This window comes from Salinicoccus albus DSM 19776, assembly GCF_000385175.1.
Lineage (GTDB): Bacteria > Bacillota > Bacilli > Staphylococcales > Salinicoccaceae > Salinicoccus > Salinicoccus albus.
This window is the reverse complement of sequence record NZ_ARQJ01000021.1, coordinates 56971-74025: the sequence shown is the minus strand read 5'-3', so window position 1 is coordinate 74025 and position 17055 is coordinate 56971. Positions and strand designations below refer to the sequence as shown.

Below are 17055 nucleotides of genomic sequence, written 5' to 3'. Positions count from 1 at the left end.
GGGCCGCGTGCGACTTGCATGTATTAGGCACGCCGCCAGCGTTCATCCTGAGCCAGGATCAAACTCTCCATGATTGGAAAGCTTATCTTAAGCTCGATTGCGTTTCTATTGTCCGCCTCAATTTCGGGATGATTCCTCATCCCGTTTCTTCGGAATTAACGTTGACATATTGTCATTCAGTTTTCAATGTTCTCTGTTTTTTCGACTGCTTTAATATTGTATCAGCTAAGCAGATGTTTCGCAAGCACTTTTCGGAATTAATTTTTTAACTAATTGTTGCGAGTGCTTTTATCCCGTCGCCTGTTTTCAGCGACTTTTATATAATATCAAGCCTGTGCATTCGTGTCAACAAAATCATTATTATTAATATTGTACTTTTGCACTTAAATACAAAAAGAGCGGCAGCCCGCTCTTTTATTTGTTTTTTGTCTGATTTGCCTTGTTCTTATATTTCATGCTCTTCCTGTTTTTATCCTGGTTCGCCTCTTGTTTATGTCTTTCTTCCATGTCTTTTCTCAGCTCTGCCCTTTTTTCGGCATTGATATCACTTTTTGTAGTTCTGCCGCGCGCTCTTTTCTCTCTTTCAGATGCCTCTATGTACTTGGGCATGGTCAAAAGCTGAAGCGCATTACAGATGATGAGCGTGAAGATCGATCTGTATATCCATGATGTATCCTCTACATTCAGAAACGGCAGCAGTGTCACCGAGGTCATGAATATCATAAAGAAGAGTGAGGGGATGAAAAGTTTCGCATCCTTTACCGACTTATCTTTCATCCTGGCAACAACAAATCCGGCAGCTACGACTATGATCGGCACCCAGATGAAGCTCCACAACTGATTCTGCCCCACTCCAAAGTAATCAAACCTCAAAAAGAAGAGGTCGAATATCGCATACATGATTAAGAGCAGCTGGACATACGGCCATATCCTGCCAAAAATGCCCATGCCGAGGGGGTGCAGGAAAAGGTAGACAAAGAATGCCACTTGGGAAACAGTTGCAATCATCAGGCCATATCCCAGAAACCATATCACTCCGGCGAGAAACTCTCCAATCTGTCCTTCGAACAGATATCTGGTGACATTGTCGTACTCTGTAAACAAGCTGACGATCGTTGTGATAATCATGCCGGCCAGGAGGGTCCTAAAATAAAATTTAACTAAATATTTGGATGTCATGCACTAACTCCTCCGGGCTACTCACTTTGATCTATGATTTTTTCAGCAATCTGAGTATACGCTCTGCCTATTTCATCGTCTTTGTATACGGAGGGGGCAAAATCTTCTTCGTCCCATTCCGGCTGTCCCAGCGGGAGATAACCGAGCACCGGTACCTGCAGTTCATCCGCAAGCTTATCCCCGCCGCCTTTTCCAAAAATGTATTCTTTTTGGCCTGTGTTTTTACTTTCGAAATAGCTCATGTTTTCAATGACACCGAGAATTTCATGATCGGTATGCTGGGCCATGGCCCCTGCCCTTGCGGCAACGAATGCTGCAGTCGGATGCGGCGTCGACACAATAATCTCCTTACTATGAGGCAGCAGCTGGTGTACATCAAGCGCCACGTCCCCTGTACCCGGAGGCAGATCAAGCAGGAGATAATCAAGGTCTCCCCATTTCACTTCATCAAAGAAGCTGTTGACCATCTTGCCAAGCATTGGCCCTCTCCAGATCACCGGCGTATTTTCTTCTACGAAAAATGCCATTGAAATGACTTTGACACCAAATCTTTCAACGGGGATAAGCGTCTTATCTTCCAGCCCCGGTTTTTTAGTGATCCCCATCATATCCGGCACACTGAAACCATATATATCCGCATCAATCAAGCCGACTCTTTTACCCTGGTTCGCAAGTGAAACAGCAAGATTGACAGCTACTGTAGATTTCCCGACACCGCCTTTACCGGAAGCGATGGAAATGAATTTTGTATCATTCTCCTGGAACCTGTTTTCCACTTCACTTCCCGCTGTCCCGCGGTGGCGCTCGATAATCTCTTCATCCAACTCATCGAATCTGAGCCCTACAGAGTCAGCGCCTGCTTCTTTGACCACATTGACCACTTTCATCTGCAAATCAAGCTGTTCCTGACCGCCCAGCCGTCCGATTGCTACTTTTATACTCACATGCCCCTTATCTTCCTTCACCTTAACTTCCTGCAGACCGCCTGTCTCAGAAATTGGTACATTCAGAATAGGATCATCTATACCGTTTACTATTTCCTCAACCTGTTCCTTAGTGACCATCTATAATTCTCCTTTACGGCTTAAACTCAATATATTCATGATAACATAACATCCTGGTTGTAAAATAAAAAAATCCAAACACTTTGTGTATAAAGTGTCTGGATCATAAACTCATTTTTCTTATTATTCGTTTTGCCTGTCTTCTCCTTCTTTCACCTTATATTCGAATTTCTGCAGCTGTTTCTCGGCAAATGATCTGCCGCCAATACCGAAACTGATTGCAAATGCAATCGAAACTGCGGCAATGATGAACAGGAATGCGATGTTAACGATGTTCTGTGCGAAATTCAACTGATCAAGTGTCATAAACACTGCAACGATAATCAGAAGATATTTTGAAATTTCACCGAGGAACGCATTGCCGGTGCTCTTCGAAACCCCTTTAGACAACAGATTCCCTCCGACAAAGCCAAGCGTTAGTATGATCAGTGCAGAAATAACTGCCGGCAGATATGCAATGATTGCCGTACCTATTGTGTTGAACACTTCAAGATCGATTACTGTCAACGCCTGCACTACAAAGAAAAGACCGATGACTGTTGTCACAATCCAGCCGGAAGCAACTGGGATATCGATGCCCTGTTCTTCCTCCTGTCTGCCAAAATTCACATAGGAATTGAACCGGCCGGCATTCAGGTTATTAAGCAGATTTTTCACCAGATTCCCCAGCATCTTGGCGATAAACAGTCCTAATATAAGCAGGACAACCGCTACAAGTATTTGAGGGACAAAGTTTAAGACAGTCGTCATCATTTCCCTGATCGGGTTGGAGACGGACTGCATATTGAGTGCATCAAATACCGGCGGCAGGAACAGGATGAATATCAGGAAATAGGCAAGTTTGCCCAATGTGGCCACCAGTCCTTCAGATTCCTGCTGCGCGCCTTCTTTACTGCTGATCCCCTTTTTCTCAAGCCATTTGTCGAAACCAACAGCATTTAGACCTTTCACGATAATATTCTTAACAATAACTGCAATAATCCATGCAAGAAGCAGGAATAATATCGCGCTGATTAGATTAGGTATGAATGCGATAATACTGCCAAACATGGAAGTAAACTGATCTGTTATTCCGGTCATTTTATGTGCCTCCTTTAAATAGTATATTTACTTATAACCTAAGCCCTGCCTTCCTAAACTGAATTGATTCATTTTTTTGCATTTATGTATATACAATTTAAATGTTTCTCAGATGAAGTAATGTATAAAGAAACTGACACAAAAAACTTTTAATGCAGACATCCGTACATTTGAGTCCCTGGGGAGGGGCGCAAACGTACGGATTTTACTGTCCATGCTGCAATATTTTATCGATTTATAACGTCTGTCCCAGACCTGTTTTACTATCTGGTATGGTCGTATTTCATCAATCCATTGAGTTCAGAACCGCTGCCCGGGTGGATGCCCAGCTTGCTTAATGTCACACCCTGCTGGAAAAAGTCCCGATTTAAAAGTACGCCAGCCAGCGTTATGACGGAATCCATGACGGGGGTCTCAACACCTGCTGCATCTCCGATACTTGCCCAAAGGACAAGCCCGTTAGAAACATCTTCAGTAACATAGCGGTCTGCCAAATCTGCCGGCCCCGGGATATCCTTCAAAATTTCGGAAGTGTTGAATTGTTCACGCAAAGACTGTGATTCCCTAAAGTAACCCGACCGGATACTGCGTGCTGATTTATCAACGGCTTCAAAATCCAGTGCCCGGCATATTTCCTGGCGTTCTTTATCTATTTCATGAATGATATTGACTGTATGTTCTGTAATACCATCCTTATATAGATAAAAGTCGTCTCCCGCGGTGTCGATTCTGCCCGCATTCAATATCGACGGACCGGGATGACTTTCAGGATTGCCATTGTTCAAGGTCGTTTCGATTATATTTTCAGCCGGTTTTAAATGTTCGTACATCCGCTTTAAAACTTCCAGCATTTCCTCTGTAAAACGGGAAGGAAACGCTGCGAAAAGATTATGTTCATTATAGGAAATCAAGTGCGCTTCATTCGTTTCTGAATCATACCTGGAAGCATAAGTGAGGGACATCGTCTCTCCGACCCTCACTTCCACGTCATGTTTCATATTCCTTAATACCCGTTTGAACCTGAGACTGCTCATGGCACTCGCACCGTTGATCATTATATACTGGCCGTCTTCAAGATACGGTGATAATTCTTCTGCCACCGGTTCGATTGCAGGCGCCGGCACCGTCAGCATAATGACATCGTTACCCTGTACTGCTGACTTCACATCTTTTGTAAAGCGGTGTATTTTCACCGGTTTGCCGTTGAGGCTGACTGCCCCTGATGATTCAATCCTGCTCAAGTCATTTTTAGAAGTCGGTGATTGATACAATGTGACTTCGTGCCCTTTTTCTGTCAGATCTGCAGCTGCTGTCACACCACCGTTCCCTGCGCCAAATATACCTATTTTCAGAGTCATATAATCCTCCCTTAATCATTGATCTGGTAAACCGTATCTCCGCTTATCACAGTCTGTGTCACAAATGCATCATTCAATTCATTGTCCTCTACCCGCATTACGTCTCTGTCAAAGATGGCAAAGTCCGCATAATATCCGGGCATTATCTTTCCGGCCACATCTTCTTTGTGCACAATTTCTGCCGCATTTACGGTATACATTTTAAACGCTTCAAAACGGGAAACGGTCTCATTTTTGTTATATACACCTGTATCTCCCCGGCGAGTGACAAGAGTCTGGACACCGAGCAGAGGGTTTACATCCTCGATTGGCGCGTCGCTGGATCCTCCGAGTACAAGCCCTTTATCCACCATCGTTTTGAAAGGGTATAAAAACGCTGCCCTTTGGGATCCGAGGTATGCTTCAATCCATGGCATATCGGAAGTCAAAAAAGCGGGCTGGATATCACAGATGACTGGCAGCGCAGCCATCCGGCCGATCAGTGATTCACTTAAGAGACTGCAGTGGATCAGCCGGTCATGGCAACCCTTAGGCGCCGGATACTTTTCTATCGTATCAAGCACAAGTTCACATGCTGCATCACCAATCATATGGACGGCTACTGCGTCATCGTTGCGCCTTGCGTTTTTGACCAGTCCTTCAAAATCCTCTCTTGAATGGATCTGCAGACCGTGGTTATCTGTACCGGCGTACGGCGCTTTGACCAGTGCAGTCTTACCGCCGAAGGCACCGTCTGCAAAAATTTTCATCGCGCCTTTTTCCACCCAGTCATCTATATAGACCGGATCATCTTCAACCATCTGATCATAAACTTTTTCATTCCTGAGCAGATTCACTCTAAATTTCAGCCGGTCAGGTCCCAATGTTTCCAGATATGCTTTCAGCGGCACTTCGTACGGTCCATAGCTGGACATATCTTCCGTATGTGCGCCCGCTATACCAAATTTGTACAGATATTCAATCGCTGTTTCTATGTCACTGCTCACTGATTCCACACTGTCATCCACTGTCTGATTCCGGATCTGGTCAAACGCTGTATCATAGACCCAGCCTGTAAGCTCACCCTCGCTGTCTCTTTCAAAATAGCCGCCTTCGGGGTCTTCTATCCCTTTATCGATGTTCAAATGCTCCAGTGCTTTTGTATTCACAATGCCTGCGTGATGGCAGACTCTTGTAATGAGCGTTGGTTTATCAGTCAACGCATCCAGTTCCTGCCGTTTCATACGGTATTGACCGTCCAGGTTATTCTCATCATATCCAAGTATCAAATTCCATTTGTGGGCTGAACGGAAACCACTGATCAGACGTTTCATTTCCGCCAGATCGTCCACATGATGCAGGGCGAGAGATTTCAATTTCTTTCCGAGCATCACAAGATGCATATGTGTATCTGTGAGCGCCGGCAGCATCGTCTGACCTTTCAGGTCAACTTTAATATCCGCCTCCGCTTCAAGCGTTTCAAATGCACCGGTCTTTGTCACTATCCCTTTATCTTCCATGACACTCTCCGTTGTGGCACCTTCGCTCTCCATCGTGTAGATCAGACCGTTGTAATACAATGTCTTCATATGACCCCTCCTCAGAAAAAAATACTTCATATATATTCTATATGAAGTATTCAATAATCTGAAACATTTTATTTTTATGATTCATCATCTTTGCTTAACTCTTCACTCCGGCTGGCAGCTGCATTAAGCGTCCGCGTCAGTATTTCCTTCATACCTTCACTGTCCAGCGCATTGATACCCGCTTCTGTAGTCCCATGTTTTGAAGTGATATTTTTACGCAGCTGACTGAATGGCTGTTCTGAATCTTCCACCATTTTACCTGCGCCGATCACGAGGTTTTTAGTCAGGAACATCGCCTGTTGTTCACTAAAGCCGAGGTCCATTAAACTTTCAGCATATTTTTCATATATATAATAAAGAAAAGCAGAGCCTGAGCCTGTTGCCGCAGTAATATTGTGCATCTCATCCTCATCTACAGTCACAGTCGTTCCAAAGCTTTCCATCAGTTCAACCAGCTCATCTTTGTCAGGGAAGTTTTCTGTATGGGTGATTCCGCTCACAGAATGCTGAACCATGGCATTCGTATTCGGCATGATTCTGGCGATTGGGTTGTCAGTCCGCAGTTCACTTTGAATCGTTTTAATCTGCGTACCTGCCATAACCGAAACTATTTTTGTCTTTTCCTCAAGATGCGGTCTCATTCTTTCAGCAACATCAGGAAAGCTCTGCGGCTTGCTCGCAAGGATGACATAATCAGCGTCTTTCATCAGTTCAACATCATCATAGGAAACATTCACGCCAAGATTTTCTTTAAAGAACATGATCTTTTCTTTCTGACTTTTGCTTGTTAAGTAAATTTGTCCCGGTTCGATCACGCGATTCTCAATCATTCCTATAAAAATCGCACTTGCCATATTGCCCGCACCATAAAAGACAATCTTCATCGAATCAACTCCAATTAATTTTTTGACAATAGACCAATCATAACAAACTGAATATAAAAATCAAAAATCGATAAAAGTTCATGGATGAATATAAAATACTATACCGATATAATGCAAAATACTCGCTGCTACGATAAAGAAATGCCAGATCATATGAAAGTATTTTCTCGTTTTCTGTGCATAAAACCATGTCCCCGCCGTATAGGCGATACCGCCTAAGCCAAGCATCAGCCAGAACATCCAATCAGTATTGGCAATAATAAGGGGAGAGAACATCACCACCATCCATCCCATGACCAGATAAAACGCAAGGCTTACCTTTGGCTTCACCTTCGGGCTCAATGTCTTGTAGAGAATGCCGAAGGCTGCTGCCCCCCATTGAATGATTAGAGTGACGCCCCCCCATGTACCGCCGATGACAGAAATCGCAACCGGTGTATAGGTGCCTGCGATCGCAACGAATATGAAGCTGTGGTCCAGGAGCCGCATGATATATTTATGCTGGGTATTATGGGCCATGGAGTGGTAGAGCGTTGAAGTCAGAAACATCAGGAGGATGCTGATCACATATATAGATCCGCCTGCCGCATGTGGAGCGCCTCCTTGAATATACATATAAACTGCTGTAAAGGGGAGCAGAAATATAAACAGCAGTGCCGCTGCCCCGTGGCTGACACTGTTCCCTATCTCTTCGCCAAAAGAGAGGGGGACTATATGCTTTAAAGAGTCTTCCAATTTTTCAGTGACGGATTCTTTTTCCAATGGAAAGCCCTCCTTGCACCAGTCTGTCCCGCCGTCATATGATACCTTCATCTTTTAAATCACGATAAGCCGTTTCTATGCTGTCTTTGCCTGTTTTGTTTTTCAGCGGAGAAAACTCACCTTTTCTGTCCACCTGTAGTGTCATATGTTTATCCGTATATTTGAATGCATCAAAATAAAATTTTTCAAATTTCAACACTTCCCTTTTTTCAATATTTAGCAGATGATCCAGGTGCACAAGCTTTTTCAATGCAAGGTGATACGGTACATTTTCAGCGGCTGCTTTTTCTAAAAAAGGGAGGCTGAATACATGAACGCCGATATTGCCGTTTTTAAACCTTTCGCCCTCACCTTCAGGCAGCTCAGTGTACTCTGCAACACTCTTCTCCCCATTTACCAGGCTTAAGCGGCCAACCTTCTCGCCGGGCTCTGGCAGAATGGATTTTGAAGTCACGTCATTATTTTTTTCAATATGAATGCCAACAAGTAAAGGATCCAATACTTTGACTATGGTATTATCCACGTTATTCATGAAGACATGTCTGATCCCTCTTGACTTCATATCATCGATCATGCCGCTCGCTGCAAGCGAATTGAAGATGCCGCCATTGCCGTTTGGACTCAGTATTACATCATAGTTTTCAGTAAGCAGCAAATGCCCTTCCTTAGAAAGCGGCGGGAAATGTTCCTGACAGAAGAAATGGACCTGGTCCTCATCCAGCTGGAAGTAATGATGCGCCTTGAAGAATTCAAGCGTTTCGTGATGATTGATATCACTTGTCATGATGTACCAATGCAGCTTTTGGCCAGCTTCTGCCTCCTTTGACCTAATCTGGTCTGCCTGCAATTCAAATAGAGATCTGCCATCGAAGGAAAATGTTCCCTTCGGCCCGGGATGTTCCAGCCGCGTGCCCTGTCCGCCTGCCATCAGCACTACAGCAATTGCCCCGGACTTCATGGCATCATTGGCTAATGAAGCTGAATTTTCAACATCAATGTCAGATTTTGTCACGTATGGCACCTCTTCAACCGTAGCCATATCCACTGTCTTTGGAGTTACATAAACATTCTTATAGGCAGCTTCAATTTCATCCAGCGGCAGATTTTCAAACTGTTTCTGAATCTTTTTTTGCACACCTTCTTCCAGCCTTTCAAATTGCGGAATCCATTCTATGATCATCATTATGCCTCCAAACGGTTATTTACTTCTTCATTATAATCCAATTGTAGTGCAGATGTAAAAAATAAATCTCACTTCAGTGATAATCAAGGCTCCCGATATGGCAAGATTATGCATAAAAATAACCCCCCGATAACTAATCAGGGGGTCGCATTAGAAAACCTGCCGTTTGACCAGACTGCCGCTTTGCTTATGCAGGAAAATCATTATTCAGTAATATGCTGTTTAACCAGATCAATTTCAACCCGGTTATTGCCGATGGTATAATTGTCGAGAATCTTGCGCTCAACGTCGCCGACATCTTCGCGGTTGCTGTGGATGACTGCAATTGTTTCGCCTTCTGCTACATGATCACCTGTCTTTTTCTTAAGCATCAGACCGACAGCTAAATCAATGGCGTCGTCTTTTGTCTGGCGCCCCGCGCCGAGCATTGCGGATGCAACGCCGATTTCTTCTGCGGCAATTTCTTCGATATAACCGGATGTTTCAGCTCTAACTTCAAACAGGTAGTCCGACTGCGGCAGCTTGGAAACATCATCCGCCACTGAAGCATCTCCGCCCTGGTTTGACAGGAAGACTTTGAATTTCTCCAATGCCTGACCGTTATCAATGACCGCCTGAAGCTTTTCTCTGGCCGCTTCCAATGTCTCCGCCTTACCGCCGGCAACAACCATCTGCGCACCAAGTTCCATGCATAAGCGGGTCAGATCCGCCGGGCCTTCCCCTCTTAGTGTTTCAACGGCCTCTTTTATTTCAAGCGCATTACCGATGGCATAACCCAATGGTTCCGACATACTTGAAATGACTGCCATTGTCTTTCTGCCGACGTTATTACCGATAGATACCATCGCCTGTGCCAGTTCAACTGACGCTTCCTCAGTTTTCATAAAGGCACCACTGCCGGTTTTCACATCAAGCACGATGGCATCTGCTCCAGCAGCAATCTTCTTACTCATGATTGAACTCGCAATCAAAGGGATTGAGTTTACTGTCGCAGTTACGTCGCGCAAGGCATAAAGTTTTTTGTCCGCCGGGGTTAGGTTACCGGATTGGCCAATCACTGCAACCTTATCCCTGTTAACAATCTCTGCAAATTCAGTTTCGGTGATCTCAGTGTGGAAGCCGCTGACCGCTTCAAGTTTATCAATCGTACCGCCCGTATGACCAAGCCCGCGACCGCTCATTTTAGCAACGGGAACATCCAGAGCCGCCACCAAAGGTGCAAGTACAAGCGTCGTCGTGTCACCGACACCGCCCGTTGAATGTTTATCAACCTTGATGCCCTCTATAGCGGAAAGGTCGATTTCATCCCCCGATTTCACCATTGCCATTGTTAAATTCGCTCTTTCATCTTCTGTCATATCCTGGAAGAAGATGGCCATCATCATACTCGAAACCTGGTAATCAGGAATATCACCAGTTGTATAACCATCGATAAAGAACGCTATCTCTTCCTTGGTAAGTGCGCCGCCATCACGTTTTTTGGCGATTAAATCTACCATTCTCATCATACACACATCCTTGCTTCAATCAATTTTTGGAACCTACTGAATGTCTGTCCCTCGCATTCATATAAAAGTCGATGAGTCTTTTTGAAGTTTTATCCCAGGAATAGGGGAGGGCTTCCCTGCGGGCATTTTTTCTCAATATCCGCAATTCTTCTTTATCATCCAGCACTTCGACGGCTTCAAGCAGGCTGTCCAGATCTTCATTTTCATAGAGTTTGCCGTTGATCCCATCAGTAATTTGTTCATTTGTCGGCCCGCTCTTTGCGGCAATGACCGGCAGTCCGGATGCCATGGACTCCAGTATAACCAGTCCAAGTGTTTCTGACACCGATGGGAAGATAAAGGCATCTGCGGAAGCAAATGCTTGGGATAATTCTTCTCCATGTATAAAACCTGTGAATACTGTGTTTGTGCCGTCAAATTTATTTTCAATTTCCGCTCTGGCCGGCCCGTCACCAACAATTGCCAGGCTGATGTCATTTCTGGCCTCAAGCAGAGGGATCAGCTTGGGTATTTCCTTTTCCACTGCTATTCTGCCTATAAACACCAGCAGTTTGTTTGAGGGCTTCCCGCCTGTCAGCCGCTTGCGCATCCTTTCATCTTTAAAGTCCGGATGACGGTTAACAATATCCACACCGCGCGGGATGACATCCAGTCTTTTAATCCCTTCATCTTCAAGTTCGTCTTTAATTGTTTGTGATGTAACGAGATTGACATGCGCATTTTTGTGGTTGCGTCTAATATACCACCAGAGTAATGGCTTAGCAGGTTTATACACTTTGTAATAATCCAGATACTTCGGAAGATGTGTATGATATGAAGAGACTAGAGGAATATCCAGTTTCTGTGCAGATTTGACTGCACTCGTTGCTAAGAGCACCGGATTGACTGCATGGACAACATCCGGATGATACTCTTTTAAAATGCGATGTACTTTAGGTGAGGGGAGGCCCCATTTGCGGTATCTGTAAAAAGGGAAGGTGATCGGTTTTACACCGGCCACCCGCGCGCCCTTATAGTCATATACACCCAAGTCAGGGGCAATGACGAGTACATCATGGCCTTCCCGCATAAAGTAATCAATCGCTTTTGTCAGTCTCGTCACAATACCATCTGTAGACGGTAGAAATGTTTCAGTGACAATCGCTATCTTCATACGGTTTCCTCTTTCTTACTTCCAAGTGACTTTAGGCAGCACATTATCTACGATGATACGGTCTTTATGCTCTAACGCTTCACTTAAAATTTCTTTAAGCACCTCACGGGTAAGAAGGTGCGGCTCCAGACCCAGATCGAGCAGATTTGTATTCACTGCATTATAATAGTGATCTTCGTTTTCAACCCGGGGGTTCTCGATATTTGAAACTGTCGCGTCAATGCCGAGTTCTTCTGCGGCCTCTTTGGTTTTCTCAGCAAGATCCAATACGGAGAATGATTCTGTGAATTGGTTGAATACACGGAACTCACCCTGGTCGGCCGGATTTTCTGCAGCAATTTCTATGCAGCGCACTGTATCTTTAATATGAAGGAAAGCGCGGGTCTGACCGCCGGAACCGTATACTGTCATATCATGTCCGATGGCTGCCTGCACAAGGAAACGGTTCAATGCAGTACCAAACACGCCATCATAATCGAGCCTGTTCGCCAGGAGCGGATCTTTGTTCGTTTCATCAGTATTCAGGCCGTAAACGACGCCCTGGTTCAGGTCTGTCGCTCGGATACCCCAGATTTTGCAGGCAAACATGATGTTGTGAGTGTCATGCACTTTTGTCAGATGATAGAAAGACCCTGGTTGTTTAGGGAAAGGCAGTGTATCTTTTCTGCCTTTATGATCAATCTCAATGTAGCCTTCTTCAATATCAATATTCGGCTGCCCATATTCACCCATGGTACCGAGCTTGATCAGATGGCAGTCCGGTTCAAATTCTTTAATTGCATATAAAACGTTAAGGTTGCCCAAAACGTTATTGCCCTGTGTATAAACCGCATGTTCACGATCAATCATGGAATAAGGGGCAGAGCGCTGTTCCGCAAAATGTACGAACGCCTCGGGACGTTCATTTTTAAAGACGAGACTCAGGAAGTCATAGTGATTTAAATCACCTTCATAGACTTTAATTTCTTTACCGGTAACCTCTTTCCATTTTGCCACACGATCCTGCAGTGAGGCGATCGGCGTTACGGAATTTGAATGCAATTCGTTGTCGATCTTACGTCTGACAAGGTTATCCAGAATAGTGACTTCATGTCCTTTTTCAGAAAGGTAGAGCGCTGTCGGCCATCCGCAGAAGCCGTCTCCTCCAGCTACAATAATTCTCATATGAACATCCTCCGCTTTCAAGTGTAATTTTTAGTTATGATAGTATACCGCAAGTATACAAATATCATTATAAAGATGTTTGATTGATGTCACAAACCTTTTATCATTATTATAATATAAATATAAAGGAAACAAACAGAAAGTACATCCGGAATTGTTCCGGATGTACTTTCTGTTCGCTCAAAATTATGTCCTATGCCGTCTGAACCCCCAGCCTTTTCTTCTTGTATAACTGGAAGCCGACAAGCAGGATAAATAAGATAATTGCGATGGTATCCGTAACAGCATCGCTCTGAATGAACATCAACGCAGTGACAGCTGCAACTACTCTCTCTGCAATATTGAATTTTGTAAACATGAAGTTCTGAATGAACGCACCAAACGTTGCCATACCCACTGCGGCTGTAATTACCGCCCATACCATTTCAAGCACTGATGCATCTGTAATCAGCAGGATAGTTGGATTGATTGCAAACATGAACGGCAGGAGCAGTGCTGCTGAGTCATATTTGAATCCCTGCACGCCCGTTCGTATCGGGCCTGCCTTTGCAATACCGGCGGTTGCATATGCTGGGAGATTGATCGGCGGTGTATCATCCGCAAGCACACCATAATACAGCACAAACAGGTGCGCCACAATCACCGGCAGGCCAAGATCGGTCAGTACCGGTGCAATCACTGCCGCAAGCACTACATAAGTTGCTGTCGTCGGCAGTCCCATACCGAGCAGCAGGCATGCGAACACTGTCAGGACCAGAGCTATGTAAATCTGGGTATTGTCTGTGACCATGAATCCCGGCAGCCAGGACTGTATCGTATCAGAGAAATTAATGACGATTCTTGTGAATTTAGTGGACAGCCCGCTTGTCGTAATCACTCCGATAAGAATCCCTGCGGTGGCACAGGCGACGATAATGCTGAGCGCATTTCTCGAAGCAGTATCAAATCCGGAAATAAGTTCCTTCATCCCATACTTGGCAGGTGACGACTCATATTTCGCTGACTTTTGGAACAATGCAAATAGCAGCGCCACAATGATACCGCCCAGGACCATCGTAAATATCGGATCTCTCCAGCGGATCATTCCGGGACTGAAGAAGTTTATATCGAATACTGAGTTCAGCGCGACAAGCCCCTGGTTCACAAAGCCGATCAAATACTGCATGGCAAACGTAACAGCAAGCAGTATGGCAGCAAATATGATTGTCCTGCCGATACTCTGTTTAAATCGATAGGCAAAGAATGCAATGACGATCATTGCAATGATTGAATAGAATGCGGAGGCATTTACAGAAGCCTGCTGGACCACAAGATAATAGATCAGTATGAAAATAGGGACGAGCAGATATCCCTGATTAATCAACAGCTTCCTGCCTGAAGCCATTTCGGATTTTCCGATCCCGGAAATACCGTGTTTACTCGCTTCAAAATGCACCATAAAAAGTATGCCCACATATGCCAGAATCGCAGGGATGAACGCACTTGTTATAATCTCGTAATAGGGAATGCCCGTAAATTCCACCATGATAAATGCCGCCGCCCCCATAATCGGCGGCAGGAACTGACCGCTAGATGAGGCAGCCACTTCCACACCGCCGGCAATATGAGGTCTGAACCCCACTCTCTTCATCAGCGGTATGGTAAACGTACCGGTGGTTACCGCGTTGGCAGTAGAACTGCCGGAAATGCTGCCCATCATGCCGCTGGCAACCACACCGGCCTTCGCCGGGCCGCCTTTGTATTTACCGACACTGCGCATCGCCAGATCGATAAACATCCTGCCAGCACCGGTGGATTCCAGAATGGCACCAAACAGTATGAATATGAATACGAACTGAGCAGACGCATAGATGGGTGTGCCAAAAATACCGTTGTTCCGATAGACAATTTCATATATGAATCTGGAAAAATCACCGCGGTTGTGATAAAACTGGCCGGGCATGATCTCGCCGAGGAAAAAATAGGCCATGAATATCCCTGCGATAATGATAAGCGGCAGCCCGACGACTCTTCTTGTTGCTTCAATGACCAGCACAATAAACAATGTGCCCACAATCAGGTCCCACTCAGTTGGTCTTGCTGACATGATCGCCTGCGCATCCTGCCGTTCAATCAGATAGATGCCTACACCCAGGGAGATTAAAGCAATCAGCAGATCGTACCAGGGGATGGTTTTCTGTTTCAATCCTTTTTTCACAGGAAATATTAAAAACACCAGCACAATGCCGAATGTTAGATGAATGATCAGAAATGTTTGTGAGCCTATCCCCGGCAGACCAAATCCAGCAACATAAAGGTGAAACAATGAAAGTGCTATGGCTGTAATGCTTGTCATCAGTGCCAGCTTTTTGCCGGGCATCCGGTCGCTGCCTTCCAGTTCCTGTATCATTTCCTGCCGTTCTTTATCTTCCACTTTGTTCACCCCTTAAAGTAAGTCCTTACCACTTTAATTTCCAGGTTCCTGCCCTCATATGGCGTTTCGGATATGGTAATTCTGTTTTCTCCTATTTCAACATGATGCGGAAATACAGAAGATGGTCGCACTCTCAGAGCACCACCATGTACTTTGCGGTTTATGTTTCTGATGATGAATTTACCATCTTCCATTTCAATCTCTTCACCATCGTACGGCATTCCGGCACCAAATGATTCAGTATGACTTTCCATCGTATAGATATCCGACTGCCTGATTTCAAAAATTTCTTTTACAGGGGACCGCTCGACCGAGTGAATGTATGTCACTGCGAAGCGCTCACCCTGTGACACTCTCTCCGTAAACAGCACTTCACCTGAAGCCATGTCTTCAATTGTCAGATAGGACGGCCTGAATATATAGAGTAATAAAACAAATATAATAATGATAAAAGCCCCTATAAGGGATAAAAAGACATTGCGTTTGTGCAATGTCTTTTCAGCATTACTTACAGTCTCCCTATTGTTGTTCATCATAGTAGCTTTGAACACCCGGATGGAGGTCGATTGACATCCCATCTTCCGCCGTATCTATAGATAACTCTTCTCCGCGCACATGGGCGTTGGCAACTTCATCGAGGTTTTCGAAGATAACCCGTGTTATCTCATGCATCTGGTCTTCAGGGATATCATTTGACCCAATCATCATCGCCTGAACGGCTACAGTAGTCGTTTCACTGTCAAAGTTTTCATAGGCATCGCTCGGGATATCCTGCTGCACATAATAGTTATATTCTTCCATCAATGAGTCCATTGCATCCTGCTCCATGTTGACCAGCCTGACATCAGCACTTGCACTCAGTTCCTGGATCGCACCTGTCGGTGTCCCAGCCGTTACAAATGCTGCATCAATATTACCATCCTGAAGATTGGTAGATGCATCCGCAAAGTCAAGGCTCTGCGCATTGATATCTTCAACACTCAGACCGTGCGCTTCAAGAATCTGAGTCGCGTTCGCTTCAGTACCTGAACCGACATCCCCTATGGCAACTCTCATTCCTTCAAGGTCAGAGACAGATTCAACGCCGGTACCTTCAACTGTCACCAGCTGTATCGTTTCCGGATAGATCGTAAACATGCCACTATAATTCTCAAGTGGTGAATCAAACATGTTTATCCCCTCGGCACCGAAATATGCAATGTCATTTTGCACGAGTGCAAGCTGAGCTTCTCCGTTATTCAACTGCTCTGCGTTTGTGACGGATGCACCTGAAGAAACACCAGTGGCTGTGACACCATCAACATTGGCATCAATAATGTCAGCAAGCGCTACACCCAGAGGGAAATAGACCCCCGCTTCCCCGCCGGTCAGCAGCGTGATGTTTTCTACCCAGTCTTCGCCGGCTTCAGTGCCTCCGTCATCGGAGCCCCCTGAATCTCCCCCGGATTCTTCAGTCCCTTCTTCACCACCGGATCCTTCATCGTCCGTACCGCCTTCACTGTCTTCTCCAGAACCGCCGCCACAAGCTGCAAGGACTAACGACAGCGTCAGAACCAACACAAAAAGCCAAGAGATTTTTCTCACATTTTTTCTCCCCTTTTTCAAATTTTTCCTTTCTTAAGTAACAGTATATCAAAAAGCGCTTCCACTTAATAGAATTTTCAATAATTTTATTATTTTATTTTCTATGGTAAAAAAAAGACGGGTAAAAAAAGACACCTTCATCAGGTGCCTTTAAC

At 45.0% G+C, this 17055-nt stretch carries 14 protein-coding genes and 1 rRNA gene; all 15 read right to left on the bottom strand.

Going from position 1 to position 17055, the window contains the following annotated elements:
* Positions 1 to 74: ribosomal RNA gene (locus G343_RS15615) — 16S ribosomal RNA — on the bottom strand; the annotation flags it as partial.
* 340 nt (positions 75 to 414) lie between these two features.
* Entirely contained in the window at positions 415 to 1179 is a 765-nt protein-coding gene (locus tag G343_RS0103565; protein ID WP_020006740.1) for a KinB-signaling pathway activation protein, read from the bottom strand.
* A gap of 17 nt (positions 1180 to 1196) precedes the next feature.
* Entirely contained in the window at positions 1197 to 2243 is a 1047-nt protein-coding gene (locus G343_RS0103560; RefSeq protein WP_020006739.1) for an Mrp/NBP35 family ATP-binding protein, read from the bottom strand.
* Positions 2244 to 2366: 123 nt separating this feature from the next.
* Positions 2367 to 3323 (bottom strand): mechanosensitive ion channel, encoded by a 957-nt coding sequence (locus G343_RS0103555; protein WP_020006738.1) that lies wholly within the window; start codon positions 3321 to 3323, stop codon positions 2367 to 2369.
* A 263-nt stretch (positions 3324 to 3586) separates the two neighbouring features.
* On the bottom strand, positions 3587 to 4681 hold the full coding sequence (locus tag G343_RS0103550; RefSeq protein WP_020006737.1) for an NAD/NADP-dependent octopine/nopaline dehydrogenase family protein: 1095 nt from the start codon (positions 4679 to 4681) through the stop codon (positions 3587 to 3589).
* An 11-nt stretch (positions 4682 to 4692) separates the two neighbouring features.
* Entirely contained in the window at positions 4693 to 6249 is a 1557-nt protein-coding gene (locus G343_RS0103545) for an amidohydrolase (protein ID WP_020006736.1), read from the bottom strand.
* 74 nt (positions 6250 to 6323) lie between these two features.
* On the bottom strand, positions 6324 to 7133 hold the full coding sequence (proC, locus tag G343_RS0103540) for a pyrroline-5-carboxylate reductase (RefSeq protein ID WP_020006735.1): 810 nt from the start codon (positions 7131 to 7133) through the stop codon (positions 6324 to 6326).
* A gap of 78 nt (positions 7134 to 7211) precedes the next feature.
* On the bottom strand, positions 7212 to 7895 hold the full coding sequence (gene trhA / locus G343_RS0103535) for a PAQR family membrane homeostasis protein TrhA (RefSeq protein ID WP_020006734.1): 684 nt from the start codon (positions 7893 to 7895) through the stop codon (positions 7212 to 7214).
* Between the two features lie 34 nt (positions 7896 to 7929).
* Entirely contained in the window at positions 7930 to 9075 is a 1146-nt protein-coding gene (locus tag G343_RS0103530; RefSeq protein WP_020006733.1) for a UTP--glucose-1-phosphate uridylyltransferase, read from the bottom strand.
* 206 nt (positions 9076 to 9281) lie between these two features.
* Positions 9282 to 10583 (bottom strand): pyrimidine-nucleoside phosphorylase, encoded by a 1302-nt coding sequence (locus tag G343_RS0103525; protein WP_020006732.1) that lies wholly within the window; start codon positions 10581 to 10583, stop codon positions 9282 to 9284.
* 22 nt (positions 10584 to 10605) lie between these two features.
* Positions 10606 to 11739, bottom strand: a complete 1134-nt coding sequence (locus G343_RS0103520) for a glycosyltransferase family 4 protein (protein WP_020006731.1) — start codon at positions 11737 to 11739, stop codon at positions 10606 to 10608.
* 15 nt (positions 11740 to 11754) lie between these two features.
* Entirely contained in the window at positions 11755 to 12903 is a 1149-nt protein-coding gene (locus tag G343_RS0103515; protein WP_020006730.1) for an NAD-dependent epimerase/dehydratase family protein, read from the bottom strand.
* A 193-nt stretch (positions 12904 to 13096) separates the two neighbouring features.
* Positions 13097 to 15316: a TRAP transporter permease gene (locus G343_RS0103510; protein WP_020006729.1), complete on the bottom strand. Its 2220-nt coding sequence runs from the start codon at positions 15314 to 15316 to the stop codon at positions 13097 to 13099.
* Between the two features lie 5 nt (positions 15317 to 15321).
* Positions 15322 to 15852, bottom strand: a complete 531-nt coding sequence (locus G343_RS0103505; RefSeq protein WP_020006728.1) for a DUF1850 domain-containing protein — start codon at positions 15850 to 15852, stop codon at positions 15322 to 15324.
* A complete protein-coding gene (locus tag G343_RS0103500) occupies positions 15836 to 16900 on the bottom strand; it encodes a TAXI family TRAP transporter solute-binding subunit (RefSeq protein WP_020006727.1) in 1065 nt (354 codons plus the stop codon). The genes G343_RS0103505 and G343_RS0103500 overlap by 17 nt, the downstream gene beginning before the upstream one ends.
* Positions 16901 to 17055: the final 155 nt, after the last annotated feature.